Origin of the sequence: Nocardia sp. NPDC058244, from assembly GCF_042882065.1 — a bacterium.
Lineage (GTDB): Bacteria > Actinomycetota > Actinomycetes > Mycobacteriales > Mycobacteriaceae > Nocardia.
The window spans coordinates 251,949-271,970 of sequence record NZ_JBHVWX010000007.1 but is presented as its reverse complement, the minus strand read 5'-3'; the positions used below and the strand labels follow the sequence as shown (position 1 = coordinate 271,970).

Annotated in this window: 21 protein-coding genes; 7 read left to right on the top strand and 14 right to left on the bottom strand. The window is 70.7% G+C overall.

The genetic code is table 11. The features are described 5' to 3' along the window. Nucleotides 1–17: 17 nt before the first annotated feature. Nucleotides 18–818, top strand: a complete 801-nt coding sequence (locus ACFVW6_RS23430) for an alpha/beta hydrolase (RefSeq protein ID WP_357346563.1) — start codon at nt 18–20, stop codon at nt 816–818. On the opposite strand, the gene ACFVW6_RS23425 is transcribed toward ACFVW6_RS23430, so the two are convergent. Beyond that, nucleotides 815–1,969: a GuaB3 family IMP dehydrogenase-related protein gene (locus ACFVW6_RS23425; protein ID WP_355271494.1), complete on the bottom strand. Its 1,155-nt coding sequence runs from the start codon at nt 1,967–1,969 to the stop codon at nt 815–817. The genes ACFVW6_RS23430 and ACFVW6_RS23425 overlap by 4 nt on opposite strands. Nucleotides 1,970–2,079: 110 nt before the next feature. After that, nucleotides 2,080–3,624: an IMP dehydrogenase gene (gene guaB / locus ACFVW6_RS23420; protein ID WP_355271492.1), complete on the bottom strand. Its 1,545-nt coding sequence runs from the start codon at nt 3,622–3,624 to the stop codon at nt 2,080–2,082. A 216-nt stretch (nt 3,625–3,840) separates the two neighbouring features. Between guaB and ACFVW6_RS23415 the strand changes: the two genes are divergently transcribed. Further along, on the top strand, nt 3,841–4,254 hold the full coding sequence (locus ACFVW6_RS23415) for a DUF5319 domain-containing protein (protein WP_022567296.1): 414 nt from the start codon (nt 3,841–3,843) through the stop codon (nt 4,252–4,254). A gap of 130 nt (nt 4,255–4,384) precedes the next feature. Here ACFVW6_RS23415 and ACFVW6_RS23410 read toward each other — a convergent pair whose 3' ends face one another. The 3 genes from ACFVW6_RS23410 to ACFVW6_RS23400 all read right to left on the bottom strand — a co-directional run bounded on the left by ACFVW6_RS23410 (nt 4,385) and on the right by ACFVW6_RS23400 (nt 6,981). Beyond that, entirely contained in the window at nt 4,385–5,392 is a 1,008-nt protein-coding gene (locus ACFVW6_RS23410) for an anti-sigma-D factor RsdA (protein WP_378829770.1), read from the bottom strand. Between the two features lie 109 nt (nt 5,393–5,501). Further along, the gene (locus ACFVW6_RS23405; RefSeq protein ID WP_110037079.1) at nt 5,502–6,080 is read right to left on the bottom strand and encodes a sigma-70 family RNA polymerase sigma factor; all 579 of its coding nucleotides are present in this window, start codon (nt 6,078–6,080) and stop codon (nt 5,502–5,504) included. Between the two features lie 157 nt (nt 6,081–6,237). Continuing rightward, the gene (locus tag ACFVW6_RS23400; protein ID WP_378829767.1) at nt 6,238–6,981 is read right to left on the bottom strand and encodes a hypothetical protein; all 744 of its coding nucleotides are present in this window, start codon (nt 6,979–6,981) and stop codon (nt 6,238–6,240) included. Nucleotides 6,982–7,694: 713 nt separating this feature from the next. Between ACFVW6_RS23400 and ACFVW6_RS23395 the strand changes: the two genes are divergently transcribed. From ACFVW6_RS23395 to ACFVW6_RS23385, 3 genes are all read left to right on the top strand, one after another. Then, the gene (locus tag ACFVW6_RS23395; RefSeq protein WP_022567299.1) at nt 7,695–7,988 is read left to right on the top strand and encodes a WhiB family transcriptional regulator; all 294 of its coding nucleotides are present in this window, start codon (nt 7,695–7,697) and stop codon (nt 7,986–7,988) included. 125 nt (nt 7,989–8,113) lie between these two features. Beyond that, on the top strand, nt 8,114–8,731 hold the full coding sequence (locus ACFVW6_RS23390) for a sigma-70 family RNA polymerase sigma factor (RefSeq protein ID WP_355271485.1): 618 nt from the start codon (nt 8,114–8,116) through the stop codon (nt 8,729–8,731). 1 nt (nt 8,732) lies between these two features. Next, nucleotides 8,733–8,984, top strand: coding sequence for a hypothetical protein (locus ACFVW6_RS23385; protein ID WP_355271484.1), 252 nt, complete (start codon nt 8,733–8,735; stop codon nt 8,982–8,984). Between the two features lie 60 nt (nt 8,985–9,044). Here ACFVW6_RS23385 and groL read toward each other — a convergent pair whose 3' ends face one another. Continuing rightward, nucleotides 9,045–10,655 carry a chaperonin GroEL gene (gene groL / locus ACFVW6_RS23380; RefSeq protein ID WP_355271482.1) on the bottom strand — a complete coding sequence of 537 codons (1,611 nt, stop codon included), beginning with the start codon at nt 10,653–10,655 and terminating at the stop codon, nt 9,045–9,047. Nucleotides 10,656–10,738: 83 nt separating this feature from the next. After that, nucleotides 10,739–11,038, bottom strand: a complete 300-nt coding sequence (gene groES / locus ACFVW6_RS23375) for a co-chaperone GroES (protein ID WP_019045169.1) — start codon at nt 11,036–11,038, stop codon at nt 10,739–10,741. 363 nt (nt 11,039–11,401) lie between these two features. On the opposite strand from groES, the gene ACFVW6_RS23370 reads away from it, so the two are divergent. Next, nucleotides 11,402–12,916 (top strand): Hsp70 family protein, encoded by a 1,515-nt coding sequence (locus ACFVW6_RS23370; protein ID WP_378829763.1) that lies wholly within the window; start codon nt 11,402–11,404, stop codon nt 12,914–12,916. A 31-nt stretch (nt 12,917–12,947) separates the two neighbouring features. Here ACFVW6_RS23370 and tsaD read toward each other — a convergent pair whose 3' ends face one another. From tsaD to ACFVW6_RS23335, 7 genes are all read right to left on the bottom strand, one after another. Then, nucleotides 12,948–13,994 (bottom strand): tRNA (adenosine(37)-N6)-threonylcarbamoyltransferase complex transferase subunit TsaD, encoded by a 1,047-nt coding sequence (gene tsaD, locus ACFVW6_RS23365; protein WP_378829761.1) that lies wholly within the window; start codon nt 13,992–13,994, stop codon nt 12,948–12,950. Continuing rightward, the gene (rimI, locus tag ACFVW6_RS23360; RefSeq protein WP_218717760.1) at nt 13,991–14,485 is read right to left on the bottom strand and encodes a ribosomal protein S18-alanine N-acetyltransferase; all 495 of its coding nucleotides are present in this window, start codon (nt 14,483–14,485) and stop codon (nt 13,991–13,993) included. Before rimI ends, tsaD begins: the two co-directional genes overlap by 4 nt. A 29-nt stretch (nt 14,486–14,514) precedes the next feature. Further along, entirely contained in the window at nt 14,515–15,207 is a 693-nt protein-coding gene (gene tsaB / locus ACFVW6_RS23355) for a tRNA (adenosine(37)-N6)-threonylcarbamoyltransferase complex dimerization subunit type 1 TsaB (protein WP_365010813.1), read from the bottom strand. Nucleotides 15,208–15,272: 65 nt separating this feature from the next. Continuing rightward, entirely contained in the window at nt 15,273–15,728 is a 456-nt protein-coding gene (gene tsaE / locus ACFVW6_RS23350; protein ID WP_355271474.1) for a tRNA (adenosine(37)-N6)-threonylcarbamoyltransferase complex ATPase subunit type 1 TsaE, read from the bottom strand. After that, entirely contained in the window at nt 15,721–16,797 is a 1,077-nt protein-coding gene (locus ACFVW6_RS23345) for an alpha/beta hydrolase (RefSeq protein ID WP_357346555.1), read from the bottom strand. Before ACFVW6_RS23345 ends, tsaE begins: the two co-directional genes overlap by 8 nt. Continuing rightward, nucleotides 16,794–17,930 carry an alanine racemase gene (alr, locus tag ACFVW6_RS23340; protein WP_357346616.1) on the bottom strand — a complete coding sequence of 379 codons (1,137 nt, stop codon included), beginning with the start codon at nt 17,928–17,930 and terminating at the stop codon, nt 16,794–16,796. Before alr ends, ACFVW6_RS23345 begins: the two co-directional genes overlap by 4 nt. A 127-nt stretch (nt 17,931–18,057) precedes the next feature. Next, nucleotides 18,058–19,497 carry an NAD(P)H-hydrate dehydratase gene (locus tag ACFVW6_RS23335; protein ID WP_378829757.1) on the bottom strand — a complete coding sequence of 480 codons (1,440 nt, stop codon included), beginning with the start codon at nt 19,495–19,497 and terminating at the stop codon, nt 18,058–18,060. A gap of 69 nt (nt 19,498–19,566) precedes the next feature. Here ACFVW6_RS23335 and ACFVW6_RS23330 point away from each other — a divergent pair, with 69 nt between their 5' ends. Further along, nucleotides 19,567–19,992 carry a cupredoxin family copper-binding protein gene (locus tag ACFVW6_RS23330; RefSeq protein WP_378829755.1) on the top strand — a complete coding sequence of 142 codons (426 nt, stop codon included), beginning with the start codon at nt 19,567–19,569 and terminating at the stop codon, nt 19,990–19,992. Nucleotides 19,993–20,022 lie beyond the last annotated feature (30 nt).

Genomic DNA, 20,022 nt, shown 5'->3' with positions numbered 1-20,022 from the left:
TGGCTATCCTCGTCCTCGTGCCATTCGCCCGCGCGATCGATGCCGACATCTACTACGAGGACAGCGGTGGCACGGGGCCGGTGGTGTTGCTCGCCCACGAATTCTTCATGGATCGCACGATGTTCGCCTCGCAGCAGGCCAGCCTGGCACCCGAGTTCCGGATCGTCGCCTGGGACGCCCGCGGGCACGGCCGCACCAAGGATCAGCGGTTGCCGTTCACGTACTGGACCGCCGCGCGCGACGCGCTGACCGTCCTCGACGACATCGGCGCCGAACGCGCCGTGGTCGGCGGCACCGCGCAAGGGGGCTTCACGGCCTTGCGGACCGCGCTGGTCGCGCCGGAGCGGGTCGCCGCGCTCATCCTGATCAGCACCGAGGCGCACGGGCCGACCAGGGAGCAGTCCACCGCGACCCAGCGCTTCCTCGACGAATGGCACGACAAGGGGTCACGCGCGGAAGCCGCCGACCGCCTCGCCGACTGGCTGATCGGCGACGACGCCTGGCACCGCGACGTCTGGACCAAACGCTGGGTCTGCGACGCGCACCACGGCCTCGACGCCGCCGTCGGCTGCCTGCTCGGGCGCGACTCGGTGCTGGACCGGCTGCGCGAGATCACCTGCCCCGCGCTGATCATCCACGCCACCCACAGCGGCATCGCGGGCGAACGCGCCCGCACGCTGGCCGACGGGCTCACCGCCTCCACCTTCCTGGAGATCGATGGCGCCCGCCTGGCCGTCACGATGACCCACCCGGAACCGGTCAACGCGGCGATCGCGCGGTTCCTGCGCGAGCGGGTCTCGCTGACCCACGTGCGTTAGCGGACGCTGAGCCCGACCTTCTGGAATTCCTTGAGGTCGGAGTAGCCGGCCTTGGCCATCGAGCGGCGCAGGCCACCGACCAGGTTCAGCGAGCCGAACGGGTCGTCGGAGGGGCCGTAGAGGACGCGCTCGAGGTTCGGGCGGGTCACCGTGCCGTCGGCGCCGTCCAGCCAGGACTCGTCGACCGGCAGGAACGAACCGCGCGGCACCGAGGGGTGCGCGGTCGCCGAGGGCCAGTACCAGCCGCGTCCGGGCGCCTCGGCCGACACCGACAGCGGCACACCGAGCATCACGGCGTCGGCGCCACAGGCGATGGCCTTGGCGAGCTGGCCGGAGGTGGCGACGTCACCGTCGGCGATGACGTGCACGTAGCGGCCGCCGGTCTCGTCGAGGTAGTCGCGGCGGGCCGCGGCGGCGTCGGCGATCGCGGTCGCCATCGGCACGCCGATGCCGAGCACCTCACCGGTGGTGGTGGCGCCCGGGTAGGAGCCGTAGCCCACGATGACGCCAGCGGCGCCGGTGCGCATCAGGTGCAGCGCGGTGCGGTGGTCGCTCACGCCACCGGCGACGACCGGCACGTCCAGCTCGGCGATGAAGGTCTTCAGGTTCAGCGGCTCGCCGTCGCCGACGTGCTCGGCGGAGATGATGGTGCCCTGCACCACCAGCAGGTCGACCCCGGCCTGCACCAGCGCCGGGGTCAGCGCCCGCGCGTTCTGCGGGCTGACCCGCACCGCGGTGGTCACGCCCGCAGCGCGCACCTGCGCGACCGCGGCCGCCAGCAGGTCGGGCTGCATGGGCGCGGCGTGTAATTCCTGCAGCAGGGAGATCGCGCGTTCGTAACCCCCCTTGTCGACGAGATCGATCAGCTGGTCGATCTTGTCCTGGACATCGGCGTGCCGGGCCCACAGGCCCTCGCCGTTGATCACGCCGAGGCCGCCGAGGCGACCCAGCTCGATCGCGAACTCCGGGGAGACCAGCGCGTCGGTGGGGTGCGAGAGCACCGGGATCTCGAACCGGTAGGCGTCGAGCTGCCAGGCCAGCGAGACCTGCTTGGACGACCGGGTCCGCCGCGAGGGGACGATGTCCACGTCGTCGAGCTCGTAGGTCCGCCGAGCGACCCTGCCCATTCCGATTTCCACCATGTCGCGCACAGTTGCTCCCTGTGTTCGGGCGCGCGTGTGCGCGCGTTGTCGCGGTCAGGACGACCGCATGGCTGTGCGCCGGGAGCGTACCTCCCGGCGCACAAACGCATCTATTGTACTCAGCCGCGCCCGGTGTAGTTCGGGGCCTCGACGGTCATGGTGATGTCGTGCGGGTGGCTCTCCTTGAGGCCCGCCGCGGTGATCTGCACGAACTGCGCGTTCTGCAGGTGCTCGATGTTCTGCGAGCCCGTGTAGCCCATGGCCGCGCGCAGGCCGCCGACGAGCTGGTGGATCACCTGGTTGACCGGGCCGCGGAACGGCACGCGTCCCTCGATGCCCTCGGGGACCAGCTTGTCCTCGGCGAGCACGTCGTCCTGGAAGTAGCGGTCCTTGGAGTACGACTTGGCCTGGCCGCGGCCCTGCATGGCGCCGAGCGAGCCCATGCCGCGGTAGCTCTTGAACTGCTTGCCGTTGACCAGGATCAGGTCGCCGGGGGCCTCGGCGGTGCCGGCGAGCAGCGAGCCGAGCATCACGGTGGAGGCGCCTGCCGCGATGGCCTTGGCGACGTCACCGGAGTACTGCACGCCACCGTCGGCGATCACCGGGACGCCGGCGGCCTTGCACGCGGCCACGGCCTCGAGGATCGCGGTGATCTGCGGCGCGCCGACACCGGCGACCACGCGGGTGGTGCAGATGGAGCCGGGACCGACACCCACCTTGACAGCGTCGACGCCCGCCTCGACGAGCGCAGCGGCGCCTGCACGGGTGGCGACGTTGCCGCCGACGATCTGGATGCGATCGCCCACCTCGGCCTTGACCTTGGCGACCATCTGCAGCACCTGCGACTGGTGGCCGTGCGCGGTGTCGACGATCAGCACGTCGACCTGGGCATCGGCCAGCGTCATCGCGCGCGACCAGGAGTCCTCGCCGACGCCGATCGCGGCGCCGACCAGCAGGCGGCCGTCGCGGTCCTTGGTGGCGTTGGGGTACTGATCGGTCTTGACGAAGTCCTTGACCGTGATCAGGCCGCGCAGGCGGCCGTTGCCGTCGACGATCGGCAGCTTCTCGATCTTGTGGCGGCGCAGCAGACCCAGCGCGGCCTCGGCGGTGACGCCCTCCTGGGCGGTGATCAGCGGCGCCTTGGTCATCACCTCGTCGACGCGGCGCTCCTGATCGACCTCGAAGCGCATGTCCCGGTTGGTGATGATGCCCACCAGCGCGCCGGTCTCGTCCACCACGGGCAGGCCCGAGATGCGGAACCGGGCGCACATGGCGTCGACCTCGGCGAGGGTGTCGGTGGGACGACAGGTGACCGGATCGGTCACCATGCCCGCCTCCGAGCGCTTCACCGTCTCCACCTGGGCGGCCTGATCGGCGGCCGACAGGTTGCGGTGCAGCACGCCCATCCCGCCGGCCCGCGCCATCGCGATGGCCATGCGGGCCTCGGTGACGGTGTCCATGGCCGAACTCACCAGCGGGGTGCGCAGGGTGATCTCCCTGGTGAGCCTGCTCGAGGTCTCGACGGAACTGGGGATGAGATCCGAGGCGGCGGGCAGCAACAGCACGTCGTCGAACGTGAGGCCGAGCATGGCGATCTTGGTCGGATCGTCGCCACCCGTAGGAGGGCGCACCGCGATTCGTTCGCCCGACACGGGATTACTCATTCGGATCGACCCCTCCTGGTCGTCGGTAGCAACCGACGCCGAAGATGCAGCGCGACGGTGCTGAGCGGAAATGATTGATGGTCGGTGAGAACAAGCTCGCCGACGCCTGCATTCCATGGTATCCGGCGGGCGAACACGCCTGTGAAGTGAGCCCCGCGGCAAACTTGCCCGGTGCATCGCTGGCGCAGACCACCAAGTACTGCGTACCGTGGGGATGTGCGTGACCATCTACCACCTGGCCTGCCGCCGGATCCCTTCGCCGGAGACCCCTCCGACCCGTCTGCCGCGCTCGATGCGATCGAGCCCGGTGAGCCGCTGGATCCTCATGAGCGCCTCGCGGTCGAGGAAGATCTCGCCGACCTCGCCGTCTACGAAGCCCTGCTGGCCCATCGCGGCATCCGCGGGCTCGTCGTCAGCTGCGAGGATTGTCGGCAAGATCACTACCACGACTGGGACATGCTGCGGGCGAACCTGCTCCAGCTACTCGTCGACGGCACCGTCCGTCCGCACGAGCCCGCCTACGACCCGACGCCCGAGGCGTACGTCACCTGGGACTACTGCCGCGGCTACGCGGATGCCTCGATGAACGAGGCGTTCCACGGCGACGGATTCGACGGCTTCGACAACTGAGCCGCCCGCGCGGCGTCGCTCCCCCGCTCCGGTCACGCGTGCGCGGGGGACGATGCCGCACGGCATCCGCGAACACAACGACGAAGGCCCCGAACCTGAGGTTCGGGGCCTTCGTCGTGGAACGAGACGATCAGGATGACGGCACCGCGGGCGGTGCGGGCAGGATCGTCAAGGCGGGTGGCGTCTGCAGGGTCGGCGGCACCGTCGGCGGCACGGGTGCCGACGTCGGAACCACCGTCGGCACGGTGACCGGCGGCGGCACGGCGATGGTCGTCTGCGGCGTCGTCGGGTCGACCGTCACCGGGGGCGGCGAGGTCGGCACCGTGGTCACCGGCGGCACCGTGGGTTCGGTGGGCTCGGTGGTGACCGGCGGAACGACCGGCTTGGTCTCCGAACCGGGGCCCGGTGTCTGCATGATCACCGGCGGCTCGGACGACGGATCGGTGGTCCCACCGGGACCGGTCGGCGCCACCGGAGCGGTGCTGCCCGGGTTGGTCGTCGGCGAGGCGGGCGACGGCGAGGTCGGCTTGGTCTGTCCGGGCGAGGTGGGCGCCACCGGTGCCAGCTGGGCGGCGATCTCCGGTGCGCGCTTGGCCAGCTCGTCACGCAGCAGGTTCCAGCGGGCGACCAGATCCTCCCGCTTGCCCTGGTCGTTGACCTGGCTCGCGGTGGCCGAAGCCTGTTCCAGCCGGGCCCGCGCCTGCTCCGGATTACCGGATTCGAGCAGGTTCTGCGCGGCGACCAGATCGTCGTCGGCACGTGCCACGACGGTCGACTGCGCCTGTTCGCTGAACACGACCTCCTTGACGCGCCACAGCGGATCGCCGGGTGCCGCGCTGTAGGAGAACGCTGTGATACCGCCGAAGACCACGGCCAGTGCCGCGGCCGCGCCGAGAAGGGGGCGTACCAGCCGCAGACGTCCGCGCGAGGAAGCTCCGACTCGAACCTGCCGCGCGCCGATCTCCTGGTTGACCGCCGCGAACACGGTGTCCAGATCTGGACCCGCGGGCATCGGCTCGGCCAGCAGGTCAGCTCGCCAATCCGCGAGCAACGACGCCAGCTGGAACTCCTCGGGGCTGTCGGTACGCACCGGGCCGTCGCTCGCGATCGCGTCGATCAGCGCATCGTCGCTGCGCACCGCCGCAATGTCGACCGGACCGGAATCACCGGCATCCTCGGCGGCGTAGGGACCGCTGTCGTGCGACCCACGCCAAACCTTCCGGTCGCCTCGACCGCGCTCGCCATCCCTAGCCATACATTTCACCTGCCCTCGCCACTTGTGACTTCAGTTTCGCGAGTGCCCTGTGCTGGGCTACTCGTATCGCCCCCGCCGTGCTGCCCACGGCGACTGCGGTTTCCTCTGCTGACAGACCCATGACCAAGCGCAGGATCAGGATTTCCCGATGTTTCTCGGGGAGCGTGGCCAGCAGAGTGTTCATCTGCCTGCTCGTCTCCGAGTCGAGAGCTCGCTGCTCCGGTCCCTGGTCGGTGGATATGACATCTGGTACTTCGGCCATCGCCTCCGCCTTGTTACGGGCGGCGTTGCGATGGGCGTCGGCGACCTTGTGCGAAGCGATTCCGTATACGAAGGCCATGAAGGGCCGACCCTGATCCTGATAGCGGGGCAGGGCGGTCATCACAGCCAAACAGACCTCTTGCGCAACATCATCCGCGGAGAGCTGCCCGCGCTCCGCGGCACCGATCCTGGCCCGGCAGTAGCGGACTACCAGCGGTCGGATCAGTTCCAGTACCTGAGCTAAAGCAGTCCTGTCGCCCTGCGCAGCCGCAGCGACGGCGAGGTCCAACTCTTCGCCCATATGCGTCATCGTCAGAGATTTTCCTGGCGTTACGAGTGGCGCGGTCCAATGTGACCGAGCTTCCACCGAAGGGGCGGAACGGAACTAACAATAGCGACCCGTTGATCACCCGCCAGCGGGCCTGGTCCCTTCTATGAGACCTCTCAGGAAGATCACCGGGAGCGGGTCACGAGGACGGCAGGGTGAAATCCCCGCCCCACCCGCGGATCCGGGCCGCATGATCTGCGGCTTCGGCCGCGGCGACCTGTGCTTCGGGCTGGTCGCACACCCCGGCGCGCAGCATCGCGGTGGCCCAGCGCAGTGGCAGCAGACCGTGTTCGGCGCAGTCGGCGTCGACCGCGCGGGCCCGCAGCGCCGAGCCCGCCGGGTCGCCCGCGGCGGCGGTCGCGGCGGCGACGAGCAGTGCCGATTTCACCCGGTGCCGGACCGACGGCAGCGCGGCGGCCAGTGCCACCGCGGTCTCGGCGTCGCGCAGTGCCGGCGCGGCCGTGCCACCGGCGAGCGCGGTCTCCGCGCGCACCCAGTGCCAGCGCACCGCGCAGCGGGCGGGCGCGTCGGCCAGCAGCGGTTCCACCCGGCCGAGCAGCCTGCGCGCCAGGGCGAGCCTGCCGGCGCCGAGGGCGTCGGCGGCCAGGCCGGTGTAGGCGTCGGCCAACGCCTCGGCGCGGTCGGCTCCGGCGGCGCCGAGGGCGAGCGTCGCCGCGCGGCCGTCGAAGGCCGCGGCCGCGGCGTGCCCGCCGAGCTGGCGCAGCAGCGAGCCGCGGGTGCTCTCGACGCGCGAGCGCAGCGCCGGATCGATCCGCGCGCGAGACAGCGTCGACAGGTCCGCCCTGGCGGCGGCGTAGCGACCCTGCGCCCCGAGCGCGACCGCGCGATACCACTTGTCCAGGGGGGTTGCCGGCGTCGGCAACTCCGCAGCGGCGGTGCCGGGGGTGGGCCCGAAAGCAGTCGAAACGAGTATTTCGGAACCGATACCCGCGGGTGAAGCCGTTGTCTGCACGCCGAGACTGTAGCCGCCACGGGCGCCGGGCCGTTCTCGTGATATGTCACCACGGCCCCGACACAGCTACCGATCAGCTTTTCCGTCGGCGGTGCATGTTGCCATCAGGTAAATCTCCGCCCGCCGACTCCACTACCGCAAAGTTTCGAATTCACATGCGTTTCGCGCAATTAACCTCGGCGCCCCGATTACGCCATCTGCACCCCGTCCGCGGACGACCCCCGTTGTGACCCGCAACACCCGCCCGACCGGCGGCTCTGTCGGCCGAAACCGGCTCTGCCTGGCGCGACCTGGGGAAATGCCGTACGCCGCGAGCACCGCGCTGGGACCCGGCCATAGCCAACCGAACAGTATGGACGGACCGGGCATGAAATGTAAACAGTGCGCAGGTTAAATTTCAGCGTTGCGGATTTGCGGTACCAATGCGTCGAACTATTGACGGAAATTCCCGCGTGCACCTAACGTAGCTCATCGCCGGGGTCGGCGCCGCGCGAAATTGCAGCGACCACCTACGGCACCGTCAGGCACCGTCGAGCCGGCCGCCTCCGCGCGAGGTGGCACGAAGACCTGCCGCACCACGTCGCTCGACAACGCTGACGAGCTCGCACCACAAGGAGTTCACCATGCCCATGCCCACTCACCTTCCCGGCCCGAACGCCGATGTCTGGGATTGGCAGATGCGCGGCTCGTGCCGCGGCCAGGACTCCGCGGTCTTCTTCCATCCCGACGGCGAACGTGGCCGCGCCCGCACCGCGCGCGAGATGCGCGCCAAGGAGATCTGCCGGGCCTGCCCCGTGCTGATGCAGTGCCGTACCCACGCGCTCAAGGTGAGCGAGCCGTACGGCATCTGGGGCGGGATGTCGGAGACCGAACGCGAGATGCACGCGCGCCGCAACCGGCGCCGTATGGCCGTCTAGATACTTCGGCAAATCAACTCCCATCCGCCCGGCGTGGCGTGCCGAATCTCTAGCAAACAGCTGGCACCCGAACAAGGCACCCCCGGGCGGAGGGAGGTCATAGCCGCGGGCTACATTCGTGACCGATGACACAGAATGGGTTCCGAAGCGAAGCCTTCCCACCGAGCGTGGATTCTGCGGTTACCGCACGCGCGGCCGAAGGAGTCGAGCTAGCTGCACTGTTGGAACGATGCGGCCTGTCCGACCAGCAAGCCTTTGCCGAACTGTACGACCGGACGTCTGCGCGCGTCTTCGGCCTGATCCTGCGGGTCCTGCACGACCCGGGGTACGCGGAGGAGACCACGCAAGAGGTCTATCTGCAGATCTGGCGCACCGCAACGAGTTTCGACCCCACCAAGGGGTCGGCGGTGACCTGGCTGATGACGTTGGCGCACCGGCGAGCGGTCGACCGGGTTCGTGCCGAGCAAGCCCACACCCAGCGCGAAGTCGCCTACGGGATCCGGGTGCTCGGCAACGAATTCGACGAGGTCACGGAGGAGGTGGAACGCAGACTCGAACAACAGGCCGTCCAGCGCGGGCTCTCGACATTGACCGAGACGCAGCGCGAGGCGATCTCGCTCGCCTACTACGGCGGGCGCACCTATGCGGAGGTAGCTCAGCACCTCGGCATCGGACTACCGACCGTCAAGTCCCGTATTCGGGACGGACTGACACGACTGAAGAAAAGTTTGGGGGTGACGTGAGATGAACGAAGCCCAGATCGATCTCGCGCACACCGTCGCGCTCGGATTGATCGACGACGAAGACCATCACGCGATCCAGACCATCATCGATACCGAAGACTCCGTCCTCTGTACCGAGTTCCTCCACGAGATCCGCGGCACCCGCACGGTTCTCGCCGAACTCGGTGCGAGTACACCGACCCCTCCTCCCCCCTCCCTGCGTGCGCGCCTGCTGGCCGCGATCGACGCCGAAGAGCCCCCGGTAGCCAGCTAGCGCGCGAAACGAAAGGCCCCCGAACCGCACCGCGGTCCAGGGGCCTTCGTCATGTCCGGCTCAGTGCGCGTGACCGTGATGCCCGTGGTCGTCGGCCTCCTCGACCGGCTTGTCCACGATGGCGCTCTCGGTGGTCAGGATCATCCGCGCGACCGACGCGGCGTTCACCACGGCGGAGCGGGTCACCTTGACCGGATCGACGACACCGTCGGTGAGCAGATCACCGTAGGCGAGGGTGGCGGCGTTGAAGCCCTCCTTGCCGTCGGCGACCTTGCTGACGACGACGGCGCCGTCGACACCGGCGTTGGTGGCGATCCAGAACAGCGGCGCCTCGAGGCCCTTGCGGACGACCTCGACGCCGACGGCCTGATCACCGGTCAGCGAGTCGCGCAGCTCGACCAGCGCGGTCGCGGCCTGCACCAGCGCGGTGCCGCCGCCGGGGACGATGCCCTCCTCGACCGCGGCCTTGGCCGCCGCGACCGCGTCGTCGACGCGGTACTTGCGCTCCTTGAGCGCGGTCTCGGTGGCCGCGCCGACGCGGATCACCGCGACGCCGCCGGCCAGCTTCGCCAGCCGCTCCTCGAGCTTCTCCCGATCCCAGTCGGAGTCGGTGGCCTCGATCTCGCGCCGCAGCTGCGCGCTGCGGGCGGCGACGTCGGCCTCGGTGCCCGCGCCGTCGATCAGGACGGTCTCGTCCTTGGTGACGACGATGCGACGCGCCTGACCCAGCTGCTCGATGGTGGCCTCGCGCAGGGTGACGCCGAGATCGGGGTTGATCACGGTGCCACCGGTGACGACGGCCAGGTCGTCGAGGAACGCCTTGCGGCGGTCACCGAAGAACGGCGCCTTGACCGCGACGGCCTTGAGGGTCTTGCGGATCGAGTTGACCACCAGGGTGGACAGGGCCTCGCCCTCGATGTCCTCGGCGATGATCAGCACGGCCTTGCCGGACTCGGCGATCTTCTCGAGCACCGGCAGCAGGTCGGGCAGCGAGCTGATCTTGTCGCGGTGCAGCAGGACGTAGGTGTCCTCCAGCACGGCCTGCTGGGTCTCGGGGTCGGTCACGAAGTAGGGCGAGAGGTAGCCCTTGTCGAACTGCACACCCTCGGTGATGACGAGTTCGGTCTGCGTGGTCGAGGACTCCTCGACGGTGACGACGCCGTCCTTGCCGACGGTGGTCAGCGCCTTGCCGACCATCTCGCCGATTTCCTCGTCGCGCGAGGAGACGGTGGCGACCTGGGCGATGGCCTGCTCACCGGAGACCGGGGTCGACGCGGCGAGCAGCACCTCCGACACCTTGTCGGCGGCCAGCGCGATGCCCTGGCCGAGGGAGATCGGGTTGGCACCCGCGGCGACGTTCTTCAGGCCCGCGCGCACAAAGGCCTGGGCCAGCACGGTCGCGGTGGTGGTGCCGTCGCCGGCGACGTCGTTGGTCTTGGTGGCGACGCTCTTGACGAGCTGGGCGCCGAGGTTCTCGAAGGGGTCCTCGAGATCGATGTCACGCGCGATGGTGACACCGTCGTTGGTCACGGTCGGGCCACCGAAGGCCTTCGCCAGCACGACGTGGCGGCCACGGGGACCGAGGGTCACCTTGACGGCGTCGGCGAGCTTGTCGACACCGCGTTCCAGAGCCCGGCGAGCCTTCTCGTCGAACTCGATCTGCTTTGCCATAGAGGATTCAGCTCCTGTGTGAGAACGCAATCCGCCCCGGGTCGCTGGACGACGCCGGGGCGGAACGCGAATGCGGCGTTGGCCTACTTGGTGACGACGGCCAGGATGTCGCGCGCCGACAGGATGAGGTACTCCCCACCCTGGTACTTGATCTCGGTGCCGCCGTACTTGCTGTAGATGACGACGTCGCCTTCCTTGACGTCGACGGGGATGCGGTCACCCTTCTCGGTGATCCGGCCCTCGCCGACGGCGATGACGGTGCCCTCCTGCGGCTTCTCCTTGGCCGTGTCCGGGATGACCAGGCCGGAGGCCGTCGTCGTCTCGGCCTCGTTGGCCTGGACGAGGATCTTGTCCTCGAGCGGCTTGATGTTCACGCTCGCCACGTTGAGCCCTCCACTTTCAGGGGAATTCGGTCGTCCGGAACTGTTGTCCCGGACCGGGTTTCGGTCAGCTTGCGACTCTGCGCGTTCGCCCCGTCGTCGCGGGTGCCGGGACCCCTGCCCAGTAGTCGACTGGCACAAGCACAGCTACACAGTGCCGACTAGCACTCTATACGTGAGAGTGCCAGCGCTCAAGGCCGGGTTCTGCCAATGTCGCATTTTCGACACGCCCACACTCGCCAGTGATCTTCACATCGCTTGCCACAATCTGTAACGTTCGCATAACAGGCTGTGAAAGGATATGTATAGCGTTCCATTCGAGATGGTCGGCATCACAGAACCATCCACGCTCGAAGGGAGGTGAACATGCGAACATCCCTCGGCATTTCCGCCGGAAACGAGGTGGTGTGCTCAGCGCTGGTCGCCACCGGTCCCGCCGGTGAGCAGAGCTTCGACTACCGCGTCGTCTCGGCCGACGCGGCCCACTCCGATCTCGGCGATCTCGTGTCGTCCTCGATCGAGCTGATGACCACCCAGCTGCCCGTCACCCAGGGCGCCGCCATGGCGGGCGAACCGCTCGGGCGCTATTCCTCCGGCGCGCACCGCCGGGACGAGCCCGCCCGTTCGCGCCCACCGACCAGTGTCGCCGTCGCCTTCCGGAACCGGGAACAGGCCCAGGCCATCCGGGCCGCCACCACCCGACACCGCGATCTACGGCTGGTGCCCGAGGGCACCGCCGCCATGACCTACTTACGCGACACCGGCCTGCTCGACCGCTACGCCACCGTCGCGGTGGTCGACCTCGGCGCCACCGGGCTCACCGTCACCGTCGTCGACTACGCGGACGGCACGATCCTGCACACCGAGCGCACCCCTACGCTCAGCGGCAACGCCATCGACGAGCTGATCTACCACCACCTCGTCGACCTGCACTACGCCCGCCGGGGCACCAGGCCCAACCGCGGCACCCTGACCAACCGGGGCCGGGCGGCCAAGGAGCACCTGTCGATCGCGCCCGCGGTCACCATCGACCACGTGGCCGGGCAGCCGCTCAAGCTCACCCGCTCCGATTTCGAGGAACTGATCGGCGGGCTGCTGCGCAATATCGCGCTGTTCACCGCGTCGGTCTTCACCCGGGCGCCGAAGTACCCCGAGGCGGTCGCGGTGATCGGCGGGTGCGCCAACATCCCCGCCGTCGTCGAGACGCTGCACGGCAGGCTGGACGTGCCCGTCATCACCGTGCCCGATCCGGAAGCCGTGATCGCCAAGGGCGCCGCGCTGGTCGCCGACGCGGCGGCGCCGTCGGCCCTGCAGGTGGCCGCACTGGGCGACGCCCCGAACAGCACTTTCACCAAGGTCGCCGGGACGCTGGCCGGCGCGGTCGTGGTGGTCGGCCTGGTGATCGGCTACGGCGTGCAGGCGGTCTCGCCCGACCCCGCCGATGTCACCCCGGCGGGCACCAGCAGCACCGTGCGGCAGCCACCGTTACCCGTGGTGCCGCAGCAGGCACCGACACCCACCAATCGCGAGAGCACCGACCGCACCGGCGTCACCAACGCGCCGCCCACCACCGAGGTGCCGACCACCCAGGTCCCGACGACGACCACACCGCTGATCGCGCCGCCCCCGCCACCGACGCCGGGACAGGTCGCGCCGTCGACCACGGCGCCGACCCTGCGGCCCGATCCGAACCTGCCGCAGATCCCCTATCCCGAGTCCCCGCTCGGCCCGATCGACAGCGGGTCGTCGGGCGGCAGGCAGCAGCAGCGGCCGTCCACCCCGAACACCTCACCGAGCCAGCAGCGGCCCGCCCAGAGCCTGCTGCCGATCCCGCCGGCCGCGAGCACGCCGAGCGAAGCACCGCTCCAGCTCATCGACTAGCCGGGACAGGACCCACGGTCCTATCGGCGATTCAGCCGCGCAGAGCGCTCACCGATACCGGCAGACCCGGATCCGTGGCGACCGTCAATTCCGCGGGCTGCGCGCCCGCCGCGATCACATGCGCGCCGAGCGCCGCGATCATCACCCCGTTGTCGGTGCACAGCCGCGGCTTGGGCACCCGCAGGGTCAATCCCGCTGCCGCGCAGCGCTCCTCGGCCAGCGAGCGGATCCGCGAGTTCGCGGTGGCGCCGCCGCCGAGCACGATCGTGTCGACGCCGATATCGGTGGCGGCGCGCACGGCCTTCATCGTCAGCACATCGGCCACCGCCTCCTGGAAGGACGCGGCGATGTCGGGGATCGGCAGCTGTTCGGGGCCGATGCCCTGGCGCTGCGCGGCCTCGACATAGCGGGCGACCGCGGTCTTGAGGCCGGAGAAGGAGAAGTCGTAGCGAGCGTCGCGCGGACCGGTCATGCCGCGCGGGAACGCGATCGCGCGCGGATCTCCGTCCTTGGCGGCCGCGTCCAGGTAGGGGCCGCCGGGGTAGCCGAGGCCGAGCAGCCGGGCGACCTTGTCGAAGGCCTCGCCCGCGGCGTCGTCGACGGTGCTGCCGAGCTCGGTGATCGGCGAGCCCAGATCGGTGACCTGCAGCAGGTGGGTGTGCCCGCCGGAGACGAGCAGCGCCACCGCGGGCGGCAGCGGACCATGCTCGAGCGTGTCCACCGCGACGTGCCCACCGAGGTGGTTGAGCGCGTAGAACGGCACATCCCAGGCGGCCGCGTAGGCCTTGGCCGCCGCGACGCCGACCAGCAGCGCACCGGCGAGGCCGGGCCCGATGGTGACGGCGAGCGCGTCGGGCTTGCTGATCCCGGCCGCGGCCAGCGCCCGGCGCATGGCGGGCACGATCGCCTCGAGATGCGCGCGCGAGGCGATCTCGGGGACCACGCCGCCGAAGCGCGCGTGCTGGTCGACGCTGGAGGCCACCTCGTCGGCGAGCAGTTCCAGCGAACCATCCGGGTGCCGCGCGACGATGCCGACTCCCGTTTCGTCGCACGAGCTTTCGATGCCCATGACGATCACGACAGCACCTCGTCCTGCCTGCCGCGCGCGGCCCATTCGTCGGCCGCCACGGTGAGTTCGGGCCGCCGCATGGTGTACGCGTCGGCGCCGCTGGGGTGGTAGTAGTTCTTGCGCAGCCCGATGATGTGGAAACCGTGCTTGGCGTAGAGCGCGATCGCGGGCGCGTTGTCGGTGCGGACCTCGAGGAACACCGGCCCGCCGCGTTCGGCGGCGGTGGCCAGCAGCGCCTCCAGCAGCAGGGTGCCGATACCGCCGCGATGACAGTCCGGATCGACGCCGATGGTGTGCACCTCGGCCTCGGGATGCGCGGCGTCACCGAGCAGCGCGATGCCCGCGTAGCCGACCATCGCGCCGTTCGCGTCGCGGGCGGTGATGTAGCGGTTGTGCGCGCCCGCCAGCTCGGAGCGGAACGACACCGCCTGCCACGGGTCGTCCTCGGGGAACAGCAGGTGCTCGAGCTCGACGCAGCGGTCGATGTCGTGCACCGTCATCGGTTCGATCCGGTAGTCGGACACGGCGTTCACGCCCCGGTCCGGTCGAGGGTGCGGAAGCTGTTCTCGACGGCGTCGGGCCTGCGCAGGTACAGCGGGACCAGCGGCTCGGGCGCGGTACCGGCCAGCAGCTCGGGCGCGGCGACGGCCACCAGCCCGGCGGGCGACGGCGTCTCGCTGGGCAGCACCGGCAGATCGAAGTAGTCGACGTGGGCGGCCGAGCCCGCGATCGCGACGGCGTCACCGAGGGGCACCTCGGCGGGCTTGCACACCTCGGGTCCGGCGCTGCGCGCCCCGTTCAGGTAGCGGGCCCAGTACACCTCGCGCCTGCGCGCGTCGGTCACCACCAGCAGTTCGCCGCTGTCGCGTTGCTCACCCGCGGCCTCGGCGGCGATGGCGTCGAGACTGCACACCCCGTACACGGGCAGACCCAGCGCGTCGCCGAAGGCGGCGGCGGTGGCCATCCCGACCCGGAGACCGGTGAACGGGCCTGGCCCGACCCCGACGACGAGGGCGTCGAGCTGGTCACGGCGCACTCCGGCCTCGGTGAGGCATTCCAGGATCTGCGGGGTGAGCACTTCGGCGTGGGCGCGCGCGTCGACCTTGACGCGGGCAGCGAGCGTCGCCACGGCGGGCCGGGTGTCCGCGTCGGCGGCAGGTGACAGATGCACCAATCCCGCTGTAACGGCGGGTGTCGCGGTGTCGACTGCTAGTACGAGCATGATTGTCTCAACAATACCGGGTGGTTTTCGCGCCCGGCGCGCACCGGTGCCCGCCGGTCCACGGGTTATTCGATCCACTCCCAGATGGCCGTGCGCACATCGGATTCCGGTTCCCGGGCGAGTTGCACCCGCAGGTGCCGTTCGGTGAGGTGTTCCACGACACCCTTGCCCCATTCCACCACCACGACGGCGTGGTGCAGGTCCGTGTCGAGGTCGAGGGCGTCGAGTTCGTCCAGGTCGCCGGCGAGCCGGTAGGCGTCCACGTGCACCAGCGCGACGCCGGGCGTGCCGTCGGGCCGCTGCCCGGCCTTGTGCGCCCGCGCGATGATGAAGGTCGGCGAGCTGACCCGGCCCGCGACACCGAGACCGGCCGCGATCCCCCTGGTCAGCGCCGTTTTCCCGGCGCCGAGCGGACCGTCGAGAACCACCAGGTCACCGGCGCGCAGGGTCGCGGCCAGCTCCCGGCCGAAGGCTTCGGTGTCCTCGACCGTGGCCAGGACACGCTGCTGCGGGTCAGCCACCGACGGCCTCCCCGCCCCGCGCGCCACCGAAGCCGGCGGCGGCCAGCAGCCGGTCCAGTGCGTCCAGCGTCACCTCGGGGTACTGCAGGTGCGGCATGTGCGCGGCCGCGCCCATCCGCACCAGCTCGCTGCCCGGCAGGGCCGCGGCCAGCGCGCGCGAGTTGCGGAACGGGATCACCATGTCGTGCGCGCCGCCGAGGACGAGCACCGGCAGGTCGGCCAGCACCGGCAGCGCCGCCGACTCGTCGTGCAGCTCAATCGCTTTCAGGAACTTCTCGATGGTCGCCACGGGCGTGCGGTCGATCATCATGGTGGTGAAGCGCGACAGCGTCGGGCTCACCGGCCCGTGGAACGAGCTGACGTGCAGGATCGGCGTCACCAGCTGCTTGCTCGCGGTCCGGCTCACCTGGACGACGGCGGGCGCGGTGCGCACTGCCATCCGGAACCCGTCGATCGCCGGATGCCGCAGCAGCTGCGGCAGCCCGGTCGCGGTCACCTCGGCCGCGGCGGTGCAGAACAGGCCGACCGCGCGCACCCGCGCCGCGAAGAGTTCGGGGAACTGCGCCGCCGCCGCGAGCACGGCCATCCCGCCGAGCGAGTGCCCGACCAGCACCACCGGCCCGGTCGGCGCGCACTCGCGCACCACGGCGGCGACATCGTGGCCGAGCTGCGCGACGGTGCAGCTCTCGGTGCTCGGCGTACCGGAGCGGCCGTGCCCGCGCTGGTCGAAGAAGACCAGCCGGACCCGCGGGCCCCATTCGCGGGCGAGGTCGCGGCGCTGGAAGTGGAAGGACTCCATGCTGTTGCAGAACCCGTGCACGAAGACGACGGTCACCTCGGCGGACTCGTCACCGTAGGTCCGGGTGGCCAGCGACACACCGTCGTCGGCGATCACCATGCCCGGCTCGTCCTCGTCGATCAGGGCGAAGTTCTCGTCGCGGTACTCGTCCCGTTCGGCGGGCCAGCGCACCCGCGCACCGATCCGGCGCAGCGTGTGCGCGACGGCGAGCGCGCCGAGCAGGCTCGCGGTCGCCAGGCCGCCGCGCAGGATCACCTTGCCCCGCGTCATCGACCGGTCCCCACGTAGCGGCGCACGGCCCGGCCGCGCGGCGAGCAGACCACCTCGTAGTCGATGGTGTCGAGCAGCCTGGCCCAGTCGAGCGCGTGCGGGTGCCCGGCGCCGCCGCCGAACAGCACCGCCCGGTCACCCTCCCGCACGCCGCCCGGGTTGTCGCCGAGGTCGACCATGAATTGGTCCATGCACACGCGCCCGACATTACGGTGCCGGGACCCGCCCAGCCACACCTCGAAACGCCCACTCAGCGAGCGGAATACACCGTCGGCGTAGCCCGCGGGCACCAGCGCGACGGTGGTGTCGCGCGGCGCGATCCAGCGGTGCCCGTAGGACACGCCCTCCCCCGCGGCCACCCGTTTCACCAGGGTGACCTCGGCCTGCAGCGTCATCGCCGGCCGCAGCCCGAAGTCACCGAGCTCCGGGATCGGCGACAGCCCGTACACCGCGATGCCCGGCCGCACCAGGTCGAAGTGCAGGTCGGGGCGGGTCAACGTGGCCGCCGAATTCGCCAGGTGCACCTGCTCGGGCTCGAGGCCCTGTTCCTTGGCCTGCGCGATCGCCTCGACGAAGCGTTCCCGCTGCCGGTCGAGCATCGGATGCTCGGGTTCGTCGGAGTGCGCGAGGTGGGAGAAGATCGCCCGGAACCGGACGACCCGCTCGTCGACGAGGGCGCGCAGGGCCCGCAGGACCTGCGGATACTCGGTGACCGACACCCCGTTGCGGTTCAGCCCGGTGTCGACCTTGAGCGTCACGACGGCAGTCCGGCCGCTCGCGCGCGCCGCCCGCTCGACCGCCCGCAGCTGCGTGAGCGAGGACACCCCGATCTCGACATCGGCCGCGATCGCGGCGCCGAAGTCGGCGTCGATGGTGTTGAGCCAGCACAGGATCGGCGCGGTGATCCCGGCGGCGCGCAGGGCCAGCGCCTCGGCGACCGTGGTGACCCCCAGCTCGGTGGCCCCCGCCGCCAGCGCCGTGCGCCCGACCTCGACCGCGCCGTGGTTGTAGCCGTCGGCCTTGACCACCGCCATCACCCCGGCGCCCTGCGCGAACTCGCGCAGCACACGCACGTTGTGGGCGATGGCATCCAGGTCGATGACAGTCTCCACTTGCGCATTCACGGCTTCGATCCTGCCAGGACCCGCCGGATTCGCGGAACCTGCCCCCGCGCGGCCCGTCCGCCGCGGCGATGGTCCCGCGACAGCGGTCGCCGCGATCTCGCCCGCGTCTGCACCACCGCCGCGGGCGGCCCCGCCCTCATTCGCCGGCGAGCTCCCGCAGGACACGGATGGCGGGACGGATATGCCGAAGCAGCGGCGACGCGGAGATCGGCGCGGCCGCCGGTTCCCCGTCATAAGCGGCCAGGTTGGCGGCCAGGGCGTGCACGCGCGCGGCCGCCGCGGCCGCCATCGCGGGTGGGCGACCCGCCGCCAGCAGTGCGCCGAGCAGGCCGGACAGGACATCGCCCGAGCCCGCCGTCGCGGCCCAGGACCCACCCGCGTCGCTGACCAACGTCGGCTCGCCGGGCGCGGCGATGATCGTCGCGCGTCCCTTCAGCAGCACTGTCACCCGCCACTCGTCGGCGAGAGCGCGGACCGCCTCCACCCGATCCGGGCCGGGTTCGGCGCCGGTGAGCCGGGCGAACTCGCCCGCGTGCGGCGTCAGCACGGTCGGCGCGGTGCGGCCCAGGACCAGGGCGGGTTCGGCGGCGAGCAGGGTGAGCCCGTCCGCGTCGACGAGCACCGGCAGATCGGTGGCCAGCACCTGCGCGAGCCGGTCCCTGGCCGCGGCATCGGTGCCGGCACCGGGACCGAACACCCAGGCCTGGACCCGCCCGGCCCCCGAGATCGTGTGACTGGCGACGACTTCGGGATACGTCGCCAGCACCTCGGTGTCATCGCCGACGTAGCGCACCAGCCCCGAGGTCGCCGCCACCGCCGCACCGGCACTCAGCACCCCGGCCCCCGGATACTTCGCGCTCCCCGCGCACACCCCGACCACGCCCTGACTGTATTTGTCGTCCGCCGCGCCGGGCACCGGCCAGTCCGCGCCGATCGCCGCGGCCGCCAGCTGCGCGAGGTCGGGTTCGGGCAGCCGTAAACCGATCGGCACCAGCACGATTCGCCCGCACCACGGCGCGGCCAGCGCGTGCACCGGCTTGTACGCCCCGAACGCCACCGTCACCTCGGCCCGGACCGCGGGCCCGGTGACCGCGCCGGTATCCACATCGACCCCGCTGGGCAGGTCGGCCGCGATGATCGGAACATCCACGGCCGCAACCAGCTCCGCGGCCGCCGGGCGCAGCGGTCCCCGCCCGGAGATCCCCACGATCCCGTCGATCACCAGATCCACCGCGTCGAGCCGGTCGACCACCCGGCCGCCCGCCTTCCGCAGCGCCGCGAGCCCGTCCGGATGCGCGCGTTCGGGACTCAGCAGCACCGCGCGCACCGCCACCCCGCGCCGCGCCAGCATCGACCCGGCCCACAGCGCGTCGCCGCCGTTGTCCCCCGAGCCGACCAGCAGCCCGACCGCCCGGCCCGCGACTGCGCCGGTCCCCGAACGCAATTCGTCGGCCACCACATTGGCCAGCCCGTACGCGGCCCGACGCATCGGCATTCCGGCGGGCACCCGGGTGAACAGCTCCGCCTCGGCCGCCCTGACCTGGTCGGCGGTGAAGTAGCCACGCCGATCCGTCATCGTCGCCTCCCGGCCGCCCGCGCGGCCCACGACAGGTCCGCGATCGTTCGCAGACTACGCTCCAGACCCATGTCGATGGTTCGTCACCGCGCCGCATCCACCCGGGTTGTCGCCGGATTCGTCGTGGCCGCCGCCCTGCTGATCGCCGGTTGCTCCGGCGACTCCGGGGACGCCGCCTCCACCACCACCCGCAAGCCGCGTCCGGTCACCACCACGACCAGCCAGACCGAGCACAAGCCGACCAACCTCACGGTCGACGTCTCCGGGATGAAGTACTCCCCCGCCGACGCCACCATCAAGGTCGGCGAGACCGTCACCTGGAAGTTCGCCGACAAGGCCCCGCACAACGTGCAGGGCATCGGCGACAAGGCGATGGGCATCAACAGCCCGATCATCGACAAGGGCGAATGGTCCTACACCTTCACCCAGCCCGGCACCTACCGCTACCTGTGCAGCCTGCACCCGGACATGCGCGGCACCATCACCGTCCAGTGATCGGGGCGGCCGGTCCCGCGACCGGCCGCG